We start from the raw sequence: 22000 nt of genomic DNA, 5'->3' as shown, positions 1-22000 counted from the left end.
CTAAAATTAGGAAGGATACAATAATATCTTTAATGATTTTTTTTGCTCCATCAAGTCAAACCCCTTTTGCCAATCACTGAGCGGCATACGATGAGAAATAGTATCTTCCAAATTAATGTTTCCCTGATTAATGATTTCCACCGCCCGATCCCATGTGGCCCGGGTATAGCCTACGGAACCTTTGATGTTTAGTTGCCGAAATGCCGTCAAGTCAAAAGGGATGGTAATTTCCTTGCCAAAGTGGCCTACTTGAACATATTGACCCAATGGTCTTAAGGCGGTAAGACAATTGGCCACCGAACCTTGTGCCCCGGCAGTTTCAAAGGCAATGTCAACCCCTTTTCCTTTGGTCTCCTGTTGTACAACTTCCTGTAAGTCCTCAACATCGACCATTACGGTAGCATGTGCGCCCCACTCCAAAGCGGTTTTGAGTTTATGCTCGTCCTCACGAGTACCGGCAACAATGGTCTTTAAACCTTGGGCCAATAACAATTTCAACAAGAGCATGCCAATAGGACCGGGACCGGAGAGCAAAACGGTATCCCCGAATTGCACATTGGCGATTTCGCCCACGGCGTGCACGGCAACAGCAAAAGGTTCTACCAAAGCCGAAACATCATCGCTAACATGGTCGGCTGTTGCATATAATTGGTCTGGACGTGCGGCTACATATTTGGTAAAGGCACCATTAACACCATGTCCCATACCCCGTCTGGTCCTACAGAACATGAAGTCACCGCTGTGGCAATATTCACAATCATTGCATACAACGGTAAGGGCTCCAAGCACACTAAAACGTCCCCCAAGATCAATACCATCCGTATTAGGTCCTTTTTCAACGACCTGTCCGGAAAATTCATGTCCCAAAATTACAGGAGGGTAGTTTTTAAAAGTGTCGTGGTAAACGTGTAGGTCTGTTCCACAAACACCACAAGAATTGACTTCTAAAATCACTTGGCCCTTTTTCACTTTTGGGTCTGGCATATACTGGAGACGAACATTGCCTTGACCTTTGTCATATTTTACAAGTGCTTCCATCACGTAAGAATTTTAATTGCTTTTTCTACAATATTCTTTGCCCTGAGGCCATAGAGGTCCATTAACTCTTGGCTCTGACCTGATTCCCCAAAGGTATCCATTACTCCTACGCGGTGCACCGGGCAAGGATGGTTTTCTGAAACAACACCGGCGACGGCCTCTCCGAGACCCGCAAGGATGGAATGTTCCTCGGCGGTTACAATACCCTTGGTTTGCTTGGCTGCCTGGATGATGGCGGACTCATCCAATGGCTTGATAGTATGCATATGCAGCACCCTTGTGGAATACCCTTTCTTATGGAGCAAATCTGCAGCCTGTAGTCCTTCACTGACCATAATTCCTGTAGTGATTATAGTAACATCGGATCCCTGCCGTAATAATTTTGCCTTTCCAATTTCAAAACCTTTATGAATCTCGGGAACTACGGGGTATTTATCCCGTCCGAAGCGCAGATATACCGGACCGTTCATATTTGCTGCGGCATGGGTGGCCAAACGGGATTCCTCATAATCCCCTGGAACGATTACGGTCATGTTGGGTAATGTTCTAGCCATTCCGATATCTTCATTGGATTGGTGGGAAGCCCCATCCCCCCCCGTGGTGATTCCGCAATGCGTTACTCCGATTTTGACATTCAACTTCGGATAAGCTATACTGCTTCGCATTTGATCTCCTGCCCTGCAGGTGGCAAATACCCCAAAGGTAGAGGCAAAGGGAATAAAGCCTTCCAATGCCAGACCCGCGGCCGCAGAGAGCATATTCTGTTCCTGAACGCCACAGTTAAAAAAACGGTCGGGGAAAACGGCCTCGAATTGTTCGGTCAAGGTTGCTTTGGCCACATCCGCATCAAGGACCAATACCTTTTCGTTCTTCTTACCAAGTTCTATCAGCGCATCGGCATAACCTTGTCTTGTTTGTTTGTATTCCATGTTTTAAGTTACTCAGCAATCCTGTTATTTTGTCTTTTTTGAGATTTGGAATTTGGAATTTGGAATTTCTTCAACCTATTCCAACTCCAGTATGGCCTTTTCAAAATCCTCTTTACCCGGAGGTTTGCCGTGCCACTCGGCCTTACCTTCCATAAAAGGCACCCCTTTGCCCTTAATGGTGTTTGCAATTATCATTACAGGTCTATCCTCCTTTTTAGCTTCTTCAATAGTAGTGATGATGGTCTCAAAATCGTGTCCATCGATTTCGAAGACTTTCCATCCGAAACTTTCCCATTTGGGAATCAAGGGATCCAGGGGCATCACTTTTTCGGAATACCCATCTGTTTGTAAGTAATTTCGATCCACGAACCCGATAACATTGTCCAACTTATATTTGTTGGCGAACATAGCCGCCTCCCACACCTGTCCTTCTTGGATTTCACCATCTCCACAAAGGATATAGTAATAGTGGTCTTGCTTTTTAAGCTTAGCTCCCAAAGCCATGCCCACTCCTGTAGAAATACCAATGCCCAGAGTACCTGTACAAGCATCGATTCCAGGCGTTTTGGGCTGGTAAGGATGACCCTGAAGGTGGCTCCCGGGACGGCGGAATTCCAACAAATCTTCCTTGGGGAAATAACCACAATCCGCTAACACGGCATAAATAACCGGAGTACAGTGCCCTTTAGAAAGTATAAAACGATCGCGCTCCTCCCACTCGGGATTTTTTGGATTGTGTTTCATAACATGGTAATACAGGGCGGTTAAGATGTCCGCCGCGCCGAGGCTACCGCCTACATGTCCGCTGTTGGCCCGATGGACCATGGATACAATTTCCATGCGGATTTCACGGGCCTTGTTCTTTAGGAATTCATGTTTTTCTTGATTTAGCATGGGTATCATTTCTTGTTTTATCGCCTCCGGAAAGTTAAAGGGTTATCCACTTTTCTTCTTTTGCCGATTTTACTGCGGCATCCAATACTTCCTGGCATTTTAGTCCGTCATAAAAATTGGGCGTCACGGGAGTATTTAGGGCAATGCCATTTATCAACGTGGAAAATTGGTGTACAAAGGTATGTTCCCACCCAATGATATGTCCGGGGGGCCACCAAGCATCAATATAGGGATGACTATTTTCGGTGACCAGGATGTTTTTAAAGCCCTGTTCTTCCTTGGGAGCGTTCAGGGAAAAATACTGAAGCTCGTTCAATCGCTCTAGATTGAAAACAAGGCTACCCTCGCTCCCGAAAATTTCAAGACCCATATAGTTCTTTCGTCCATTGGCAAAACGTGTTGCATTGAAGGAGCCTACCGCTCCATTTTGAAATCGAGCCATAAACAAGGTGGCGTCGTCCGCTGTTACTGTTCCCGTACCCTTACCATGGGCAAAGGGTCGTTCCTTGATGAAGACTTTTTGTAGGCCTGTTACGGCCTCAAATTCGCCCAATAGGTATCTGGCCAAATCAACAATATGGGCATTCATATCGCCATGGGCGCCAGAGCCTGTAGTTTTCACATCGTGTCGCCAGACCATGGGGAACTTTGGGTCAACCAACCAGTCTTGGAGGTAAACCGCATTGAAATGGTATATCTTCCCCAATTTTCCATTGCTGATCAACTCTTTTGCCAAGGACAAAGCGGGCAAAAAACGGTAATTAAAAATCATCATGTGTACGATTCCCGCCATTTCTGCTTCCTCGTACATCCTCTTGGCCTCCACCACGTTCATGGCCATGGGCTTTTCGCACAACACATGCTTTCCTGCCCTTATGGCCTCCAAGGCAACAGGAGCGTGCAGATTATTGGGGGCACAGATGTCCACTAAATCCAACGCTTCATTCCGTACCAGTCGCTTCCAATCAGATTCCCGGTTTTTCCATCCGTATTTTAAGGAAAATTCGGCAAGTTGCTTTTCATTGATGCTAGAAGCGGTATGTAAAATGGGAGTGGCCTGTAAATCAAAAAAATGGGGTAGTCGTAAATATCCATTTGAATGGGCCTTGCCCATAAACTGGGTTCCCACGATACCAATGTTGATTTCCTTTACCATTAAATACCTAAAATTGTTTTGTTGAGGTCTTTATCTGTTTCACTTTTGGCAAAATCGTCAAAGGAACGTTCCGAGGCCTTAATGAGATGTTCTTTGATAAAGGGCACTCCTTCCTTGGCACCTTGCTCCGAACTTTTAACACAGCACTCCCATTCCATAATGGCCCAACCCTCAAACCCATTGAGGGTCAACAAAGTGAAGATGCGTTTAAAATCTACCTGGCCGTCCCCAAGCGAACGAAACCGGCCGGCACGCTGTTTCCAGTCCATATAACCCCCATAGACACCCGTCATGCCATCCGGTAAAAATTCGGCATCCTTAACATGAAATGCCTTGATGCGATCTTTAAAGATTTTGATGAAATCTATATAATCCAGTTGCTGTAGCAAAAAATGGCTAGCGTCGTAGGTAAGGCAAGCGGAAGGATGTCCTTTGGTCTCTTCTAGAAAACGTTGGTAGGTAGCACCATCATAGAGATCGGAACCGGGATGTAGCTCATAGCCAAAAGTAACGCCATTTTCGTGGGCAAAATCCAGGATGGGTAACCATCTTTTCGTCAATTCCCCAAAAGCATCATCAATAAGGCCCGCCGAACGTTGGGGCCATGGATAGATGTAAGGCCAAGCTAGGCCACCCGACATTACGGAAATATTGGTCGTGCCAAAATTCAGGGAAGCCTTGACGGTTTTTTTCAATTGCTCCGTCGCCCAGACCACACATTCTTGGGCGTTCAATCCTTTTGGATAAAAGCCCTGAAATAACTTTTGGTAAGCGGGATGCATAGCCAGTACCTGCCCTTGGAGATAGGAAGCAAGTTCACAGACCGCTAACCCCTGTTCCTTTAATTTGCCAAGGTATTCATCAGCATAGGTTTTGGAAGAGGCGGCTTTATCCAAATTGAACAGACGGCGGTCCCATGTTGGGATTTGAATACCCGTATACCCTAAGTCGGAAGCCCATGTCGCCAGGCCTTCAATTGTGTTAAATGGAGGGGTTTCATCCGCGAACTGGGCCAAAAAAATTCCGGGTCCTTGCATATAGGCAATTTACCGAGAAGTTACGGAATTTGGAAATACGATTTTGTCTGAAATATATCGGATTATGATGGACGGGATGGATGCCGCGGAATTGAATCTTGCGACCATGGGAAATCACCTTTAAGCCTTTTATAGCGGAAGAAATCCTGAAATTTCTTTATGCCAACAGAATAAAAAATGTTTTAAAGTTCTTTTATACGGATGTTGCGATAATAGACCCTTTGCCCATGGTGTTGAAACATGATGTGACCTTCTTCATCCGAGTGAAAGTCCGGGTTTTCCTTAAACTTACTTTCTGAAAGCAATGCTTTTACTTCCAGACTGTTCATTTCGAAGTCAATTACTTTATTTCCATTGAGCCAATGCACCACATGGCCGTTCTTATGCCATAGTTTGGCCTCATTGAACTGTCCAATGGGCTTCAACTTCTTGTTTTTTGGCGCTATCAGATCATAGACCGCCCCTGCCGAGCGGACTGCCAATGTATCGTAAAAATGTTGGTCATCCAGGACTTGTAGTTCAAAATTATCCAACCAATTGGGGCTGTTACCGTTATTCGATTCCATCGATAAATTTTCCTGCATATGAAAGAAAACACCGGAGTTGGCCGCTGTATCCACAGCCCATTCATACTCCAATTCAAAATCCCTGTATCTTTTCTTGGTAATTAAATCCCGGTTGGCCGTATCCGGATTGGCAATCAATATGCCATTTTCCACATTCCATACACCTCTGGGGAATTCTTTTATCCCATAGCCCCGAAATGCATCGGTTGAGGAGCCATCGAAAAGTATGACCCAATCTTTTTTAGGCTCGGTCATGCTATTCGATTTTTTAGAATTGTTACAAGAAGCCAATACCAGTACTACTAAGGCAAAACAAATCGTTTTTTTCATTTCATGTGTAGTTTTTCATTGATGTAGGCTTCTCTAAAAACGCTTTCCTCAAAATATCGGAGGGGTACATCTCACTAAATACCGGCTTTGGTTTATCGGGTATAGACCCTTATAGGGAAACGTGTGCACCTTCTATTCCAAAACACCCTGGTATTTGCTGACGTTCCCCAACAATTCCGTAGCCGTTAGAATGGCCTCGTCATGATGTAGGTAATAATCGTACAACCCTTCGCGATAGAAATAGCGTTTTATGATTTCGTCCTCCAATTTTTTCTGGATTTCATTTTGAAAGGTCTCCAAGGCCGCGATTTTACTCTTTTCAATATCCAGTAAAAGTGTCTTGAAATCATTTTCGATGGTAGTATTGTAAACCGTCTCCTCTCGGTCGGTCATCGCCTCCTTCAATACTTTTTCCGTTTTGGTCTCAAAAGTGAAGTTACTTTGTTGTACGTATTCCATAAAATTCCGATAATCAGTGCCGGAAAATGTAAAGGCATCCACATTATCCACTTTGTTCTTGTAATAATAGTCCGTGGCAAAGTCGAAGATAACATGGTCTCCCAATAGGGCGGAAGTAAGTTCATTGGCCTTGGTGGCCGCTATTTCAACATCGGGCATAACACCGCCGCCATCCTTCACCTTACGCCCGTTTCGCGTGGTAAATTCATTGAACGTAGTATTTCGCACGGCATTACCGGCCTCGTCCCGATTCCAATAATCCAAGGATTGGATACACCTTCCGGAAGGGGTATAATACCGGCTAATGGTTACTTTTAGTTGGGTGCCATAAGTCAATTTCAACGGCCGCTGCACCAAACCTTTGCCAAAACTTCGTGCGCCCATGATTACGGCCCGGTCCAAATCCTGTAATCCACCGGAAACAATTTCGCTGGCAGAGGCACTACCTCCATCGACCAATACCACTAAGGGAATTTCGGTGTCCACCGGATTATTCTTGGTCTTATATTCCCTATTGAATTTTTTCACTTTACTTTTTGTGGTCACGATAAGCTCACCCTTATCCACAAAAAGGTTGGTTACGTTAATGGCTTCCGAAAGCAATCCGCCGGGATTACCTCGGAGATCCAAAATAATCTTTTCTGCTCCCTTGTCCTTTAATTCAATCAAGGCTTCCTTGGTTTGACCGGATGCCTTGGCATTGAACTTGGCTAACACAATATACCCGATTTTATCATCCACCATTTTGTAAAAGGGTACGGCATCCACTTCCACCGCTCCCCTTTCTATGGTGGCCGACATGGTTTCCCCTTGTCTCTTATAGGTTACTTTAACGGAGGTATTGTTCGCTCCTTTGAGAAGCTCACTGGCATTGTCGTCAAAATCTGCAACAGTTATGTCGCCAATTTTTATGATTTCGTCCCCAGCTTTTAGACCTGCCTTGTCCGCAGGATAACCCTTGTAGGGTTCAACAACGAGTAACTTGTCCTTATAGGAACGCACCAAGGCCCCAATCCCGGAATATTCCCCGGCATTGTTGATTCTAAAGGCCTCTACATCCTGCTCGTTCAGGAATTTGGTGTAGGGGTCCAGTTCGTCCAACATATTTTTGATGGCGGTGTCCATTAACTCTGCCGGATTGGTTTCATCCACATAGTTCATGTTTAGCTCCTTGAACAAGGTGGTAAAGATTTCGATTTGTTTCGCAATTTCGAAAAAGTCACTTTTAAAGCTGCTCCCTACAAACAAAATGACCAGGGCCAATACCGGTATTAGAATTTTCCTTTTCATCAAATTATTCATTGATTGTTGTGTTGTTAAATTTTTGAAGTATTGTCCGGATACTGTTTTCCACCAGATCGTAATTCGGCATTTCCTTCCCAAGATATAAAAATAGAAACGCAAAGTTTCCCTCACTATTGTTAAAAACCATGGGTTTGTTCAACCGGTAGGCTTCACGGAGTAGTCGTTTTATGCGATTGCGTTTAACGGCACTTTTGAAACTTTTTTTGGGTACCGCGACCCCCATCTGTATTTTAACATCTTTGGGCAATTCTGTTTTAAGATATATCAGTTTTACAGGATATTTGGTAATGCTCTTGCCTTGCGTAAACAAGGTATTGAACAATTTCCTGCTTTTTAGCTTTTCTTCTTTTGGGAATGTGAAGGACATGATCCTGTAAATGTAAAAAGAAAATCTACAGCCTAAATTTTATGACATTTGTCATACCCAGGGGTAGGAAAGGGTCTTATATTGTGCTACTTTTACTCGTATGCGTAGCCATATTGCACACCAAAACAAATACTAATGGGAGAATTACAGGTAGAAAAATTGTCGGGAAACCCCGATAAAATCCAATATATAAATCAACTGATCAAGGACATCCATGCTCTGGAGAAGCTTCTGGAAAATGACGCTTTCGAAAAGAAAGTTACACGAATAGGGGTGGAGCAGGAGTTTTGTTTGGTGAACAAACATTGGGGGCCTTCCGATAAAGCCTTGGAGATACTAAAGGAGTTGGACAACAACTATTTTACTTCCGAGCTAGCACTGTATAATCTGGAAATCAACTTGGACCCCCTGGAATTGAGGAACACTTGCTTTTCCGAATTGCACCAAGATCTGGAAGCACATTTGGAAAAAGTAAAAAAGGTTGCAGAGAAATATAAGAACAAAGTAATGCTTACGGGCATTTTGCCTACAATTGGAACTCGACATCTAAAATTGGAGTATATGACTCCCCTTAAAAGATATAAGGTGCTTAACGAGGCCATAAAGGATATTCGCAAGGACGATATAGAACTTCATATCAAAGGCGTGGATGAACTGAACCTTCGGCACGACTCCATACTTTATGAGGGTTGCAACACGAGTTTTCAAGCTCATTTGCAAATTGACCCGGACGACTTTGCGAACACCTATAATTGGGCGCAGGCCATTGCGGGTCCCGTATTGTCCATTTGCACGAATTCTCCATTGCTCATGGGCCGGGAACTTTGGGAGGAGACGCGAATAGCACTTTTTGCCCAGAGCGTGGATACCAGGGCCAGTACATTCATATTAAATGAGAAGGAAGCCCGGGTTGGCTTTGGGAACGACTGGGCCAGGGGCTCCGTTGCCGACTTTTTTAAGGATTCCGTTATCCGATTTAGAAGTCTTTTGACGACTTCGTTCGAATCGGATAGTCTGGCTGAAATAGAGGCCGGAAAAGTTCCTAGGCTTAAGGCTTTGAAGTTACATAATGGTACCGTCTATAAATGGAACAGACTGTGTTATGGAACCAATGATGGCCTACCTCACATTCGTATAGAAAATAGATATTTACCGTCAGGGCCCACTACCGAGGACGAGATTGCCAATATGATGTTATGGGTTGGACTTATGATGGGGAGACCCAAAACATTCGATAACATCCACACTAAAATGGATTTTAAAGATGTTAAGGGCAATTTTTTCAATGCGGCCCGATATGGAATGGCCGCACAGTTCTATTGGAACGGGGAACGGATATCTAGCCATGACCTATTGCTGGACCACTTGTTGCCTATGGCATTTAGGGGGCTTTACAGCATGAAAGTTGAACCTGCGGACGCCGAGCGCTACCTTTCCGTAATCGAAAGAAGAATACGCTCCAAAAATGGATCCCGTTGGATGGTGGAAGGTTTTCGAAAATTGAAGAAGGACCATAAAACACCCGATGCCCTTAGGATTTTGACGGCGACTATGTACGAACGACAGGAAAAAGGGTACGATATTGATGCCTGGCAGCTTCCACGGGGAGACGAGTATAGAACCCGAAAGAAACACAGAACGGTTGGAGATATCATGAGCGCCAAGATTATTACGGCCCAACAAAGCGATAGTGCCGAACTGGTGCTCCGCATGATGGAATGGAAGAATATTCACCATGTCCCTATTTTAAATTCGAACATGGATTTGAGTGGTTTGTTGACCTGGACAGATGTGGGGCATTTTCTCGATGAGCCGGATAAACTGGAAGAACGTATTGAAAGTATTATGGAGCGTGATTTGATCACCACCACAGCGGACACCCCCTTAAAGGAGGCAAAAAACATTATCGAATCCAACCAGATTAACTGCCTGCCTGTGGTAAAAGGCAAAAAATTAATCGGTATTATAACATCCAACGACCTTTAATCAATGATCCAAGTCCTTAAACCGGAACATAAAACCCAAGTAAAAAGGATTATTGGCCACATTGAAGGAAAAGAAAAGGGGCCTACACTCCTTTTTTTTGGTGGGATACACGGTAATGAGCATTCCGGTGTTCTAGCATTGGAACATGTTTTCCAAAAATTGATTGAGGGGTCATACCCTATTAAGGGCAATCTGTTCGGTATCCGGGGCAATATTCCGGCACTACTAGAAGAAAAAAGATATATTGAGAAGGATTTGAATCGAATGTGGATCAAATCTAAAATCCTTGAAATTCAACAGAAGCCGAAATCGGAGCGGACCATAGAGGAGAAGGAATTATTGAAGGTATTGGCAATCGTTTCCGATATTCTAACCACCAAGGAAGCCCCATTTTATTTTGTGGATCTCCATACCACCTCGAGCAAGACCCTTCCTTTCATTACCATAAATGATGCCTTGATCAACAGGAAGTTTTCGAGGCTCTTTCCCGTTCCGATTATCTTGGGCATAGAGGAATATTTGGAAGGCCCCCTATTAAGTTATATTAATGAAAAGGGCTATGTTTCGTTAGGCTTTGAATCAGGACAACATAACGAGTTGGAGGCCATAAAGAATAGTATTTCCTTTCTTTGGCTTTCCTTGGTTTTCAGTGGAGCCCTGGATAAGCAGGCCGCCCCTGATTTTAAGGAGCATTTTAGGCAATTGCAAAAAAGCGCCCAAAACAACACGGATTTTTATGAAGTAATACATCGCCATGCCATACGGAGAGAGGACGGATTTCATATGCAACAAGGATTTCGAAGTTTTGAGGAAGTGTCAAAGGGCACACTTTTGGCCAAGGAAGGGGAAAGGGAATTAAGGGCGATTAAGGACGCCATTATCTTTATGCCCCTTTATCAGGAACAGGGAGAAGAGGGCTTTTTTCTTATTCGTAGAATTCCAAAATGGGCACTGGCCTGGTCCGCATTTCTACGAAAAATTAGAGTGCAGGCTTTTTTATCCTACTTGCCAGGGATTTCATGGAAAGATGAACAAAAACAGGTTCTTCTGGTAGACCTCAGCGTAGCCAAGTTTTTGACAAAACCCTTTTTTCACCTGCTGGGCTATCGCAACAGGAGGCTTGATAAAAACCGGATACTCATGCAGAATAGGGAACGTACGGCCAAAAATGAAATTTACAGGAACGAGTGGTGGTATAAAACTATGGGGTAGCATCCAAATTTGGATGCTACCCCATAGTTTAAACTACAGGTATACCTTTATCCTAGGGGGCATCGGCGGTCCAAACATTATTTTCGCCATTGATATCCGCCATTAGTTGTGAAGGGTCTATCATAATTCCCTTGATCGAGGAGATTGGCTTATCCACAGTAAACTCATAGCTAGGAAAAGCCCAAGGCCAATCTCGAAGAACGGTCCGATTCAGATGGGCATAGGGATTTTCTTTTTCACCCCTCATCATTCTAAGAGGGGTGTAGAATGTTTCTTGCGTTTCGTCTGTATATACAACTAGAATATCCAAAGGCATGGGCATATTTCCGATGCGCTCCAGAACTATTTTGGTCTTTCCGTCCTCCTCGGTTACGCTTTTTACGCCATAGTCGATGGTGTTCGTTGTTTGTGTCCAGTCTGTTAAATACCAATCCAGTTCCATACCGGATACTTTTTCGGCTGTTCTTTTGATATCATTGGGAAACGGATGCTTAAATTTAAAATCAGTATAAAACCTTCGGATCGTTTCCATCAATTTATCCTGCCCTATAATATAGCCCAATTGGGATAAAAACACGGAGCCTTTACTGTAGGCCGAAATCCCATAGGCATAATTAAGGTCATATCGGTCGGCATGGGTGGTCTGTGGTTGTTCCTTACCGGACAAGGCCAAGCTGTAATATCCGTTATACGAGTCTTGAAGCGGATTTTCTTTTTTGGTTCCCATGATTTCATTCATGCACAAGGTCGAAATAAAAGTGGTAAAGCCCTCGTCCATCCACTCGTATTTAGACTCATTGGTGGCCAACGCATGCTGAAACCAGGAATGTGCCAACTCATGTGTCATTACCCCTACTAGGCTTCCAAACGTACGCTTCCCTGTTATTAAGGTACACATGGCATATTCCATGCCTCCGTCACCGCCTTGTATTACAGAGTACTGGTCATAGGGATATGCCCCAATATTTTTATTGTAGAAATCCATGGCTTCTTCGGTCTTGGGTTGTAGCTTTTTCCAGTTTTCGAGGATTCCCGGATCATTTTTGTAAAGGAAATGCAAAGTTGGCCCATTTTCCATAGGGAGTATGTCATGGATATAATCCGGATCGGCCGCCCAGGTAAAATCATGAACCATAGGTGCCTTAAAATGCCAAGTAAGGGTTTTGCCTTTTGTTTTGCCCACCTTTGTGCCGGGTGCTTCATAACCATGGCCTACTTCCTCTGGATTCTGTAAATATCCTGATCCCCCTACTACGAAGTTCTTATCTATGGTCAACTTAACATCAAAATCGCCCCACACCCCATGAAATTCACGCGCTATATATGGATCAGCGTGCCAGCCTTCAAAATCGTACTCAGCCATTTTAGGATACCATTGGCTCATGGATAGAGCCACACCCTCTTTGCTGTTTCTTCCTGCACGCCGAATCATGACGGGAACCTGACCTTTGAATTCCATCTCAAAAGTCGTTTTCGCCCCGGGGAAGAGCGGTTTGGCCAAATCTACCTCCAAAACGGTCCCTTCCTCCTTGTACCGTAGCTCGGCTCCATCCTGACTTAAGGATACCGTGTGTAAATAACCCATTTCACTTTCGGAAAGGGTCGCAATGCGACTTTTCTTATCCGTTGTGGTCATTCTGCCATCCGGATCGCTTATGTTCTGAAGACGCATATCCATTTCGCTTCCCGGTTGGAATGCATTGAAGTACAGATGGTAATAGACCCTGTTTAGGGTATCTGGTGAATTGTTGGTGTACACAAGTTTTTGGGTGCCCGAATATTGGTAGTTTTCAACTTCCATGGCTACCTCCATGGTATAGTCTACATGTTGCTGCCAATAGCAGGAAGTACTCTGGGCGACCATAAAACTTCCGGAACTTATCAGGAAGAAAAGAAAACCGAAATACCGTTCTTTTTTTTTCAATAGTAGTCTCATAGGTTAATTTTTCCCTTGGAAACACCTTCGGCCATAATTAGGGCGTTATAGGCGTTGGCTATTTTTCCCGAAGTTGAGATTTCGCCTAGTTTAGCCGATTTTTCGGTATCTCCTCCTAGAATAACAGCGGTTTTTACGGGAAGCCCTGACTCTAGAATGATATTTTTTACCTGACTGGCCTTTAATTTTGGATATCTGGACCGAATCAAAGCTGCGATACCTGCCACAGCGGGAGCAGCCATTGAAGTACCTCCGTTGAAATCATATTCATTATTTGGCATGGTGGAGTATATTTTACCTCCAGGGGCAAAAATATCTACGTTGCTTTTGCCATAGTTGGAAAAGGAGGCCACCATTTCCGAGCCGTATCCTGAATTCAGTGCACCCACCGTAATCATGTTATCCGCCATTTCTGGACCATTACCGATTTGATCATTGGGATAGTTAGGATTGCTGGGGTCGTCCAAATCGGCACCATCGTTCCCAGCGGCATGTACAATTAGGACGTCGTTCTGTGCCGCATATTTTATGGCTTCATATACCCAGTCGGCATTTGGTGAAAATGACTTCCCAAAACTGGCGTTAATAATTTTGGCCCCATTGTCCACGGCATACCGTATGGCCAAAGCAATGTCCTTATCGTATTCATCCCCATTGGGGACCGCCCTAATACTCATAAGCTGTACATTATTCGCAACGCCATTCATCCCTTTTCCATTGTTGCGCTCCGCTGCGATAATTCCGGCTACATGGGTTCCATGGCTTTCATCCTCCAACCGATTTTGCGGATTTCCGTTTCCATAGCCCCGATCATTGATGTCATAGGGATCGTCCCCCACAATATCCCTTCCGTTAAAGTCCTTGTTGAGGTTATAGTTTACTTGGTCCGTGAAGTGCTTTATGCCTTCCTGTAAGTCTTCCATTACCTTAGGGATACTGTCGTCATAATTGTACATTTGCATGAGTATGCCTATGCTCTGTTTTAGGTTTTCATCCTCGGTTTTTATGGCAACAATGTCTTTCTTGGAATAGGTATCTTTATTCAAGTGTTTTTTTACGACTTCATCCGCATTTTTCACAGCTTGAAGAATTTGCTCGTAACGCTGTTTGTTTCCCAATGCCTCCTGGTATTCCCCGTCCAATTTGGTCTTGGCTTTGGCCTGCAGATCGGAATCTCCAACTTTGAGCCTTAGGATACGGGCAAATTCCAACTGTTCATTATAGGATTCGCCTAAAAAATTATAACCGTGAATATCATCCACATACCCATTTTTGTCATCATCCTTACCATTTCCGGGTTTTTCATCGGTGTTGACCCAAAGAACATCATCCAAATCCTCATGCTTCAGGTCCATACCCGAGTCAACCACCGCAACGATAACCGTTTTTCCCTTTTTGTTTCGGATGATTTCCTCATAAGCCTTGTCCACGCTCATACCCGGAATAGTATCGGTTACAAGGTCGGCATGACCCCATGTCTTCTTTTCTTGTTCCGAAAGCTCGGATATCTTTAAGGGAATGGTATCTATGTTTTCGATCGGCGTGGATACCATACTTGTGGCACCACAGCCCATAATCAAGGTTGCCAGTAAAAACCCTAAAATGGATTTGGAAAAATCTATAGTCATATATTTAATTTTAAGTTAGTGTACTTTAACGATATTTCATTTTTATATTTCTCATTTTCAATTCCTAGCCCCATACCGGATAAAATAACCTGCTAGCATCGTGGAGGCATAAAATGGAAAAAACGGCCTTAATCAAAAACTTCCTCAAATCTATATGTTTTATCTAAACGAATCCCCTTTTCCGTGGATCGTAAGGTACAAATTTCATTGTGGGCATCGTGCTCAAAGAACAAATAATACCCCATTTCAGCGGCTGTTTCCAAAACGCTTTTCTTTTCCTTCAAGGTAAGCAACGGCCTGGTATCATAGCCCATTACATAGGGTAAGGGAATATGGCCTGCCGTGGGAATAAGATCGGCCGCAAATATCAAAATTTTCTCCTTGTACTTTATATGAGGAATCATTTGCTTTTCCGTATGTCCATCTACAAAAAGGATGCCGAAACCAAATTCGGAGCGTGGTGTGAATTTACTTTGATCATGCCGGACAAATTGCAACTGCCCACTCTCTTCCATAGGCACTAGATTTTCCTTGAGAAAGGAGGCTTTTTCTCGATCGTTGGGTTTCATGGCCCATTCCCAATGCCTTTTGTTGGTCCAAAAGACTGCGTTTTTAAAGGACGGTTCATAACCGGTACCCTCCTTATTCCATTGGACACACCCGCCACAATGGTCAAAATGGAGATGGGTTAGGAAAACATCGGTAATATCGTCCCGATGGAACCCCAGCTTCTTTAGGGATTTGTCCAGGTTGTGATCGCCCCAGCGATGATAGTAACTAAAAAACTTATCGGATTGCTTGTTGCCCATTCCCGTGTCTATCAAAGTCAATTGATTGTGATCTTCGATCAAAAGGCTTCGCGCCGCAATATCGATCATGTTATTGGAATCGGCAGGGTTGGTCCGGTTCCAAAGTGATTTGGGTACCACTCCGAACATGGCACCACCGTCCAATTTAAAGTTTCCCGTTTCTATAGGGTAAATTCTCATCAAAACAAATTTTCCGGACCATTTTGCCTTCTGCTTTGGAACGGGATAGGTCTTTTGTGATGCCAAAAATAGAAAACTTCGGCATATTAAGGGTCTTGAAATACCAATTACAGATCTGGCGCCCCTATGTAAGTACATATTAATGAACCAAATGTGAGAGGGCATTACCGTATTTCCCTTTTGGAGAAGTCCATTACGGAGCAAGGAATTATATGTCATACGAGAAAACAATGTGCCCTGCTATAATTGCTCGGATGTCAAAGTTTATGGGCTTCCTCCCATATAAATTAGTATTTTAGCCCAAAACCGGTTGAATGCTAGAACTCGCGGGGATTATCATACTGGGAATTATTGCGCAATGGGTAGCTTGGCGTCTAAAATTGCCGGCCATCCTTCCTTTAATTCTTATAGGTCTTTTGGTTGGTCCTATTGCCACTTTATTTACCGAAGATGGAAGCAAGCTCATTGAACCTATTTGGAACGGGAAAAATGGACTTTTTCCAGGCGAGGGGTTGTATTACTTTGTTTCATTGGCCATTAGTATCATCCTTTTTGAAGGGGGGTTGACCCTAAAACGTTCCGAGATCAGAAATGTAGGGCCTGTAATCACAAAGTTGATTACGTTGGGTTCTACTGTTACTTTTTTTGGCGCAGGTCTCGCCGCACATTATATTTTTGATCTAAGCTGGCAAATTTCATTTCTGTTCTCCTCATTGATTATTGTTACGGGACCAACGGTCATTACACCAATCCTAAGGAATATTCCCTTAAAAAAAGATTTGTCCGCCATCTTAAAGTGGGAAGGTATTCTTATAGATCCTATTGGAGCCTTGGTGGCCGTTTTGGTATTTGAATTTATTAGTGTAGGGGAAGGACAGGCATTTACGAAGACGGCATTGGTGGAGTTTGGTAAGATCCTTCTTTTTGGTGTTACCTTTGGTTTTACGTTTGCGCACGGCTTGGCCTTTGCCATCAAAAAGAATTTTATACCCCATTATTTATTGAATGTTGTCTCGCTGTCCGTGGTACTCTTGGTCTTTGTAGAATCCGATGTATTTGCACACGAATCCGGACTTTTGGCCGTAGTCGTTATGGGTATGGTCATGGGTAACATGGATCTTCCCAATCTCAAGGAACTGCTTTATTTTAAGGAGTCCTTGAGTGTTCTTTTGATATCCATCCTTTTTATTCTTTTGGCAGCGAACATCGACATCTCTGATATGGAGCTTATTTACAACTGGAAAACAGCCATTCTTTTCTTGGTCATCGTTTTCGTTGTAAGGCCCTTGGGGGTCTATCTAAGTACCTTAGGGTCCAATTTACGGCTCAATGAAAAGATGTTCATCGGCTGGGTGGGTCCGCGAGGTATCGTAGCGGCAGGTATCGCCTCACTTTTTGGATCTAAGCTTATTTTTAGGGGAGAACCGGGGGCGGAGTATATTACCCCCTTAGTATTTATGATTGTTTTGGGGACTGTGCTACTCAATGCGACAACGGCACGGCTTTTTGCAAAATTGGCCGGTGTTTTTTTAACGAAATCCGAAGGGATTCTTATTATAGGGTCTTCCAAATTCTCCAGGCTCATTGCCAACTATCTGCAGAAGAACAACAGGCATGTAGTGCTTATAGATAACAACCAGACCAATATAGAGAAGGCCAAGAAATCTGGCTTGGAAGCTATGGTCGCCGATATTTTTTCGGACACGCTTACCGACAATATTGAGTTGAACGATGTGGGTTATTTGATGGCCCTTACCGGTAACTCGGACATTAACAACTATGCCATTGAAAAGTTCAAAAAACAGTTTGGTGAGAACGGCTCATTTCGTTTGGTAAATTCCGATGAGATGAACGATCCCGGAAACAACCCTAAGGAAGGGCTTTTTTCACATACCGACGACTTCATTAAACTCATGGAAACGGCTAGGGAGTATCCGTCCATTCAGGAAATAGATCTCAAAGATCAGGAACACTATGAAGACCTCATAGAGATTACCAAGGCAGACAAGTACATTGTACCCATATTTTTAAAAACACCGGATGGCAATCTTGAAATTATATCATCCTTTAGCAAGGAAATCAATAATGTGAAAAAGGGATATAAACTGGCATATCTGGGCAAAAAGTTTGATGCCGCGCCCAGTGTTGTTGGGGTCAATTCTCGGTGATGATCAGCACCCAAGGTTCTTTGCTTGGTGCTTTGAACGTTGTTTTGGTGGCCTTCCCCAATTGTTTTGTAGCTCCCGTTTTGGGGTTTACCCATCGATAATTTAAGGTAATGGGAACATTTGGGATTTGAATTTCCCCACCGTCATTCAAATAGGAAAGATAGAGTTGGCCCTCCTTGGCCAACATAGGCTTGCCATTTGCCAAATCCCATCTTTTTTGGATATCCGTCATATCAAGGCCTTGGAGTATTTTTCCAACTAAACCGACATATTCCGATCCTTTTAGTCGTAAGGCTCCTTTCCAGGATAGAGGTTGGTCTGTCCAAGCCTCCCAGCCTTCTTCATTGGGCGTTACCTTCCACTGCCAAAGACTGGCCGCACCGTACACAACCCCCATGGTACCTCCATGCATCAGTTGCATCCAGGCTTCTTCCCCTTGCCACCAACCGAGTCCGTTTTGCCCGGCATTCATCCCTTCGTAGGTAGGTTCTCCATTGGCCACCGCCTTAATGGGGCGGTTTTGGTACATCCGCTCTACTTTATGGTACAGATGCTCGCCACTATGCCCGGTTTGGGCCCATTGAAAATCCAGCCATTTCTCAGCCTGATGGCTCTTGTTATAATGCATACAATGTTTATCCGGGTCATTTTTGGCCCATGAGGCCAAGTAGTCATCACACGGATTGTAATGTAGCCCGGTGGGTTGTTGGTAACTATCCCAAAGCTCAAGCATTTCCCCGCTTTCCTTTACTCCGGGATCTTTGGCATCATGATCCCCGGCAATGAGCCAAAATGCCGGATAGGTCCCATAGCGTGCCAATACATATTTTACGTAACGCACATACTCGTCCGGGTTTATTTTTGTGCCCAGAACTTGTTTTCCTTTCCAACCAAAACCATGAAAAACGGGCTGATGGACAGGAACTATTTCATGGTCCAATAGAATCTGGACAATATCATCGTAATATTGAAAATAATCAGGATTCATAAGATTGATATGACCTTCGGATAAATCCTGGAAAGCACGTTTAAAACCTTGGTCCGTATTGCGGGCGTTGGGCCCTTCGGCCTTCATGTCCGGTTGAAGCGTCATCATAAGGGCTGTATTAAACCCCTTTGCGCGCCTATCCTTGGCATAGGTCTCCACTTGCTCTTTGGTAGCTCTAAAAGGAATACCCCAGGGGGTATCTGCCACCACCAAAAATGATTTTCCGGATTGATGGACAACATTGCGATATCCCTTGGACATCTTTAGAAGCCCATTTGTCAAAAGCTGGTTCTCCCCGGCATAGGGAACGGAATGAAAATCTCCTGTTTGGCCATGCAGACCACCGTCCATAAGGTTGGAGGCATATGATTTCCACTGCCAACCCGTATCGGCATGGGGTGGGGCGAACCGTATTTTCCAGGTATTGCCGCCATCCCAAAATGCAGGTCTTTTTAGGGAATCCTTGTTTTGGTCGGTAAAAACGGCCCAAACCTCCACGTCTGTGTATGGGTTTTCATAATTTGACTCCGATTTTAAGGTTATTTCATACGTAGTCCATTGCTGGACGAGTTGCAACTCCTCTTGGGCATTTAGGACAACGACAAAGAAAAATTGCAAAGTCAACACTAACGGAAGTCTCATACCAATTGATTTAAAAGGCATGAAGTTATGAAAAAACAACGGCTTTATTATCCGGAGAAAGGCTGGACTTTCCAAGTGGTAATCGAAATGTCCTCAGGGAGAATTTCGTAATTACCTCCGGCAACCATGCGATAAAAATGTATCGAGGATTCCCGCTTTATTTTGTCCTCCAACAAGGATTCGTCTATTTCACCACCTTCCTGGCGCCAGGTAAATATGGAGTTTTGTTCAATTTGAATAAGGCGGTGCCTTGCTGTAAATTGTGCGATATACGTGGTCATGATTGGGGAACATGGGTTTAGATTTTCTTCATTCAAAACAGGAATTCCCGGCAAAAATTGCGATTTACCATGTTAAATGTTGACAAAGGCATCGAAGCTGTTGCAAATCGAGAAGCCGACAGTTGAAGGAAATGGGCTAATCGTTAAGCTTCAATACGGCCATAAATGCTTGCTGGGGAATTTCAACATTGCCTACCTGTCTCATACGCTTTTTCCCTTTTTTCTGTTTTTCCAATAGTTTTCGTTTACGGGAAATGTCCCCGCCGTAGCATTTGGCGGTTACGTCCTTTCGCAGTGCCTTAACGGTCTCGCGTGAAATGATCTTTGATCCAATGGCCGCCTGTATCGGAATATCGAATTGTTGTCTCGGGATAAGCTCCTTTAATTTTTCGCACATTTTTTTCCCGATGTGCTGTGCATTGTCAAAATGGATCAATGCGGATAGGGCATCCACAGGCTGGGCATTCAAAAGAATATCCACACGCACCAATTTGGAGACCCGCATTCCTATGGGCGCGTAGTCAAATGAGGCGTACCCTTTGGAAACGGTTTTTAGGCGATCGTAAAAATCAAAAACAATTTCGGCCAAGGGCATGTCAAAGGTTAATTCCACACGTTCCGTGGTCAAATAGGTCTGATTGGTAATCTGTCCCCTCTTTTCGATACATAGGCTCATAACGTTGCCCACAAAATCGGATTTGGTAATTATTGTGGCCTTAATGTAAGGCTCCTCAACTCGGTCCAAGGTAGAGGGATCAGGTAAATCCGAGGGATTGTTTACGATAATCGGGGTTTCCCTATCCTTTGTCGTAAAGGCATAATAGCTTACGTTCGGGACCGTCGTAATGACTGTCATATCAAACTCACGTTCCAGACGCTCCTGGATAATTTCCATATGAAGCATACCCAAAAATCCACAGCGGAAACCGAATCCCAGAGCCGCGCTGCTCTCCGGGGTAAAGACCAGGGAGGCATCGTTCAACTGCAATTTTTCCATGGAAGAGCGTAATTCCTCAAAATCCTCGGTGTCCACAGGATAGATTCCCGCAAAAACCATGGGCTTTACATCCTCAAAGCCGGCAATGGCATTTTTCGTAGGGTTGGCGGCATCAGTTATAGTGTCCCCCACCTTTACCTCACGGGCATCCTTTATCCCGGTAATCAAATAACCTACATCTCCTGTCTTAATGATCGGTTTTGGATGTTGGGTCAATTTTAGGGTGCCTATCTCATCCGCAAAGTAGTCCTTGTCCGTGGCAACAAACTTTATTTTTTGTCCTTTTTTGATTTCACCATTCATAATCCTGAAATAGGTCTCTACCCCTCTAAAGGGATTATAGACCGAATCAAAAACCAAGGCTTGTAAAGGGTCGGTAGGATTACCTTCAGGGGCAGGAACGCGCTCAATGACGGCATCTAAAATGTCCTTTATTCCAATTCCGGTCTTTGCACTTGCCGGAATTACTTCTTCGGCCCTACAGCCCAGCAGGTCCACGATATCATCCGTTACTTCCTCCGGATTGGCACTTGGAAGATCCACCTTGTTCAAAACCGGAATAATCTCTAGGTCGTTCTCCAAGGCCAAATACAAATTGCTAATGGTCTGTGCCTGGATGCTCTGTGCCGCATCCACCACCAATAGCGCCCCTTCACAGGCCGCGATGGATCGCGAAACCTCATAGGAAAAGTCCACATGGCCCGGAGTGTCGATCAAATTTAAAATATAATTTTCGCCTTCATATCCGTATTCCATCTGTATGGCATGGCTTTTAATCGTAATGCCGCGTTCGCGCTCCAAATCCATGTTATCCAACAATTGCTCCTTTTTTTCACGTTCGGTTACCGATCCGGTGAAGTCCAATAACCTATCCGCCAAGGTACTTTTACCATGATCTATATGGGCAATGATACAGAAGTTTCTAATATGCTTCATTTGCAAGATTCCTTGAGCAATCGGGGTTTTTAAAGATACGTTTCCTCTTTTTACCAATATGGGCAAAAAACGAGCCCAAAACAGCTGCAAATATAGCTTAATTTATACAGCTTAATTCATGCATACTGCATTAATTCAAAGGGCCGTATACCGCTT

Annotated in this window: 17 protein-coding genes; 3 read left to right on the top strand and 14 right to left on the bottom strand. The window is 44.1% G+C overall.

Annotated elements, in window-relative coordinates; genetic code table 11:
• Positions 1-6: 6 nt before the first annotated feature.
• The 8 genes from Q0993_RS12935 to rnpA all read right to left on the bottom strand — a co-directional run bounded on the left by Q0993_RS12935 (position 7) and on the right by rnpA (position 8081).
• The gene (locus tag Q0993_RS12935; RefSeq protein WP_299533606.1) at positions 7-1038 is read right to left on the bottom strand and encodes an alcohol dehydrogenase catalytic domain-containing protein; all 1032 of its coding nucleotides are present in this window, start codon (positions 1036-1038) and stop codon (positions 7-9) included.
• On the bottom strand, positions 1038-1967 hold the full coding sequence (locus Q0993_RS12930) for a transketolase family protein (protein ID WP_299533605.1): 930 nt from the start codon (positions 1965-1967) through the stop codon (positions 1038-1040). Before Q0993_RS12930 ends, Q0993_RS12935 begins: the two co-directional genes overlap by 1 nt.
• 75 nt (positions 1968-2042) lie before the next feature.
• Positions 2043-2861 carry a transketolase gene (locus Q0993_RS12925; RefSeq protein WP_299533604.1) on the bottom strand — a complete coding sequence of 273 codons (819 nt, stop codon included), beginning with the start codon at positions 2859-2861 and terminating at the stop codon, positions 2043-2045.
• Positions 2862-2895: 34 nt separating this feature from the next.
• Positions 2896-4017 (bottom strand): Gfo/Idh/MocA family oxidoreductase, encoded by a 1122-nt coding sequence (locus tag Q0993_RS12920; RefSeq protein ID WP_299533603.1) that lies wholly within the window; start codon positions 4015-4017, stop codon positions 2896-2898.
• Complete coding sequence (locus Q0993_RS12915; RefSeq protein ID WP_367279607.1) at positions 4017-5054, bottom strand: sugar phosphate isomerase/epimerase family protein; 1038 nt, start codon at positions 5052-5054, stop codon at positions 4017-4019. The genes Q0993_RS12920 and Q0993_RS12915 overlap by 1 nt, the downstream gene beginning before the upstream one ends.
• Before the next feature lie 182 nt (positions 5055-5236).
• Positions 5237-5950, bottom strand: coding sequence for a DUF1080 domain-containing protein (locus tag Q0993_RS12910; protein WP_299533602.1), 714 nt, complete (start codon positions 5948-5950; stop codon positions 5237-5239).
• Between the two features lie 132 nt (positions 5951-6082).
• The gene (locus Q0993_RS12905; protein ID WP_299533601.1) at positions 6083-7711 is read right to left on the bottom strand and encodes a S41 family peptidase; all 1629 of its coding nucleotides are present in this window, start codon (positions 7709-7711) and stop codon (positions 6083-6085) included.
• Positions 7704-8081 carry a ribonuclease P protein component gene (rnpA, locus tag Q0993_RS12900; RefSeq protein WP_299533600.1) on the bottom strand — a complete coding sequence of 126 codons (378 nt, stop codon included), beginning with the start codon at positions 8079-8081 and terminating at the stop codon, positions 7704-7706. Before rnpA ends, Q0993_RS12905 begins: the two co-directional genes overlap by 8 nt.
• Positions 8082-8216: 135 nt before the next feature.
• Here rnpA and Q0993_RS12895 point away from each other — a divergent pair, with 135 nt between their 5' ends.
• A complete protein-coding gene (locus tag Q0993_RS12895) occupies positions 8217-10067 on the top strand; it encodes a CBS domain-containing protein (RefSeq protein ID WP_299533598.1) in 1851 nt (616 codons plus the stop codon).
• 3 nt (positions 10068-10070) lie between these two features.
• Positions 10071-11279 carry a succinylglutamate desuccinylase/aspartoacylase family protein gene (locus Q0993_RS12890; protein WP_299533597.1) on the top strand — a complete coding sequence of 403 codons (1209 nt, stop codon included), beginning with the start codon at positions 10071-10073 and terminating at the stop codon, positions 11277-11279.
• A 52-nt stretch (positions 11280-11331) separates the two neighbouring features.
• On the opposite strand, the gene Q0993_RS12885 is transcribed toward Q0993_RS12890, so the two are convergent.
• From Q0993_RS12885 to Q0993_RS12875, 3 genes are all read right to left on the bottom strand, one after another.
• On the bottom strand, positions 11332-13143 hold the full coding sequence (locus tag Q0993_RS12885) for a M1 family metallopeptidase (protein ID WP_299534019.1): 1812 nt from the start codon (positions 13141-13143) through the stop codon (positions 11332-11334).
• A 68-nt stretch (positions 13144-13211) separates the two neighbouring features.
• A complete protein-coding gene (locus Q0993_RS12880) occupies positions 13212-14843 on the bottom strand; it encodes a S8 family peptidase (protein ID WP_299533596.1) in 1632 nt (543 codons plus the stop codon).
• A 128-nt stretch (positions 14844-14971) separates the two neighbouring features.
• The gene (locus Q0993_RS12875) at positions 14972-15832 is read right to left on the bottom strand and encodes an MBL fold metallo-hydrolase (RefSeq protein ID WP_299533595.1); all 861 of its coding nucleotides are present in this window, start codon (positions 15830-15832) and stop codon (positions 14972-14974) included.
• 314 nt (positions 15833-16146) lie between these two features.
• On the opposite strand from Q0993_RS12875, the gene Q0993_RS12870 reads away from it, so the two are divergent.
• On the top strand, positions 16147-18000 hold the full coding sequence (locus tag Q0993_RS12870; protein WP_299533593.1) for a sodium:proton antiporter: 1854 nt from the start codon (positions 16147-16149) through the stop codon (positions 17998-18000).
• On the opposite strand, the gene Q0993_RS12865 is transcribed toward Q0993_RS12870, so the two are convergent.
• From Q0993_RS12865 to lepA, 3 genes are all read right to left on the bottom strand, one after another.
• On the bottom strand, positions 17987-19630 hold the full coding sequence (locus Q0993_RS12865) for a DUF4038 domain-containing protein (protein WP_299533592.1): 1644 nt from the start codon (positions 19628-19630) through the stop codon (positions 17987-17989). The genes Q0993_RS12870 and Q0993_RS12865 overlap by 14 nt on opposite strands.
• A gap of 47 nt (positions 19631-19677) precedes the next feature.
• Complete coding sequence (locus tag Q0993_RS12860) at positions 19678-19911, bottom strand: GTP-binding protein LepA (protein WP_299533591.1); 234 nt, start codon at positions 19909-19911, stop codon at positions 19678-19680.
• 136 nt (positions 19912-20047) lie between these two features.
• Positions 20048-21844, bottom strand: a complete 1797-nt coding sequence (gene lepA / locus Q0993_RS12855; RefSeq protein WP_299533590.1) for a translation elongation factor 4 — start codon at positions 21842-21844, stop codon at positions 20048-20050.
• Positions 21845-22000: the final 156 nt, after the last annotated feature.

This window comes from Ulvibacterium sp. (assembly GCF_028285715.1).
Taxonomy (GTDB): domain Bacteria; phylum Bacteroidota; class Bacteroidia; order Flavobacteriales; family Flavobacteriaceae; genus Ulvibacterium.
The sequence above is the reverse complement of the archived record's forward strand: the minus strand, read 5'-3'. Positions and strand labels throughout refer to the sequence as shown.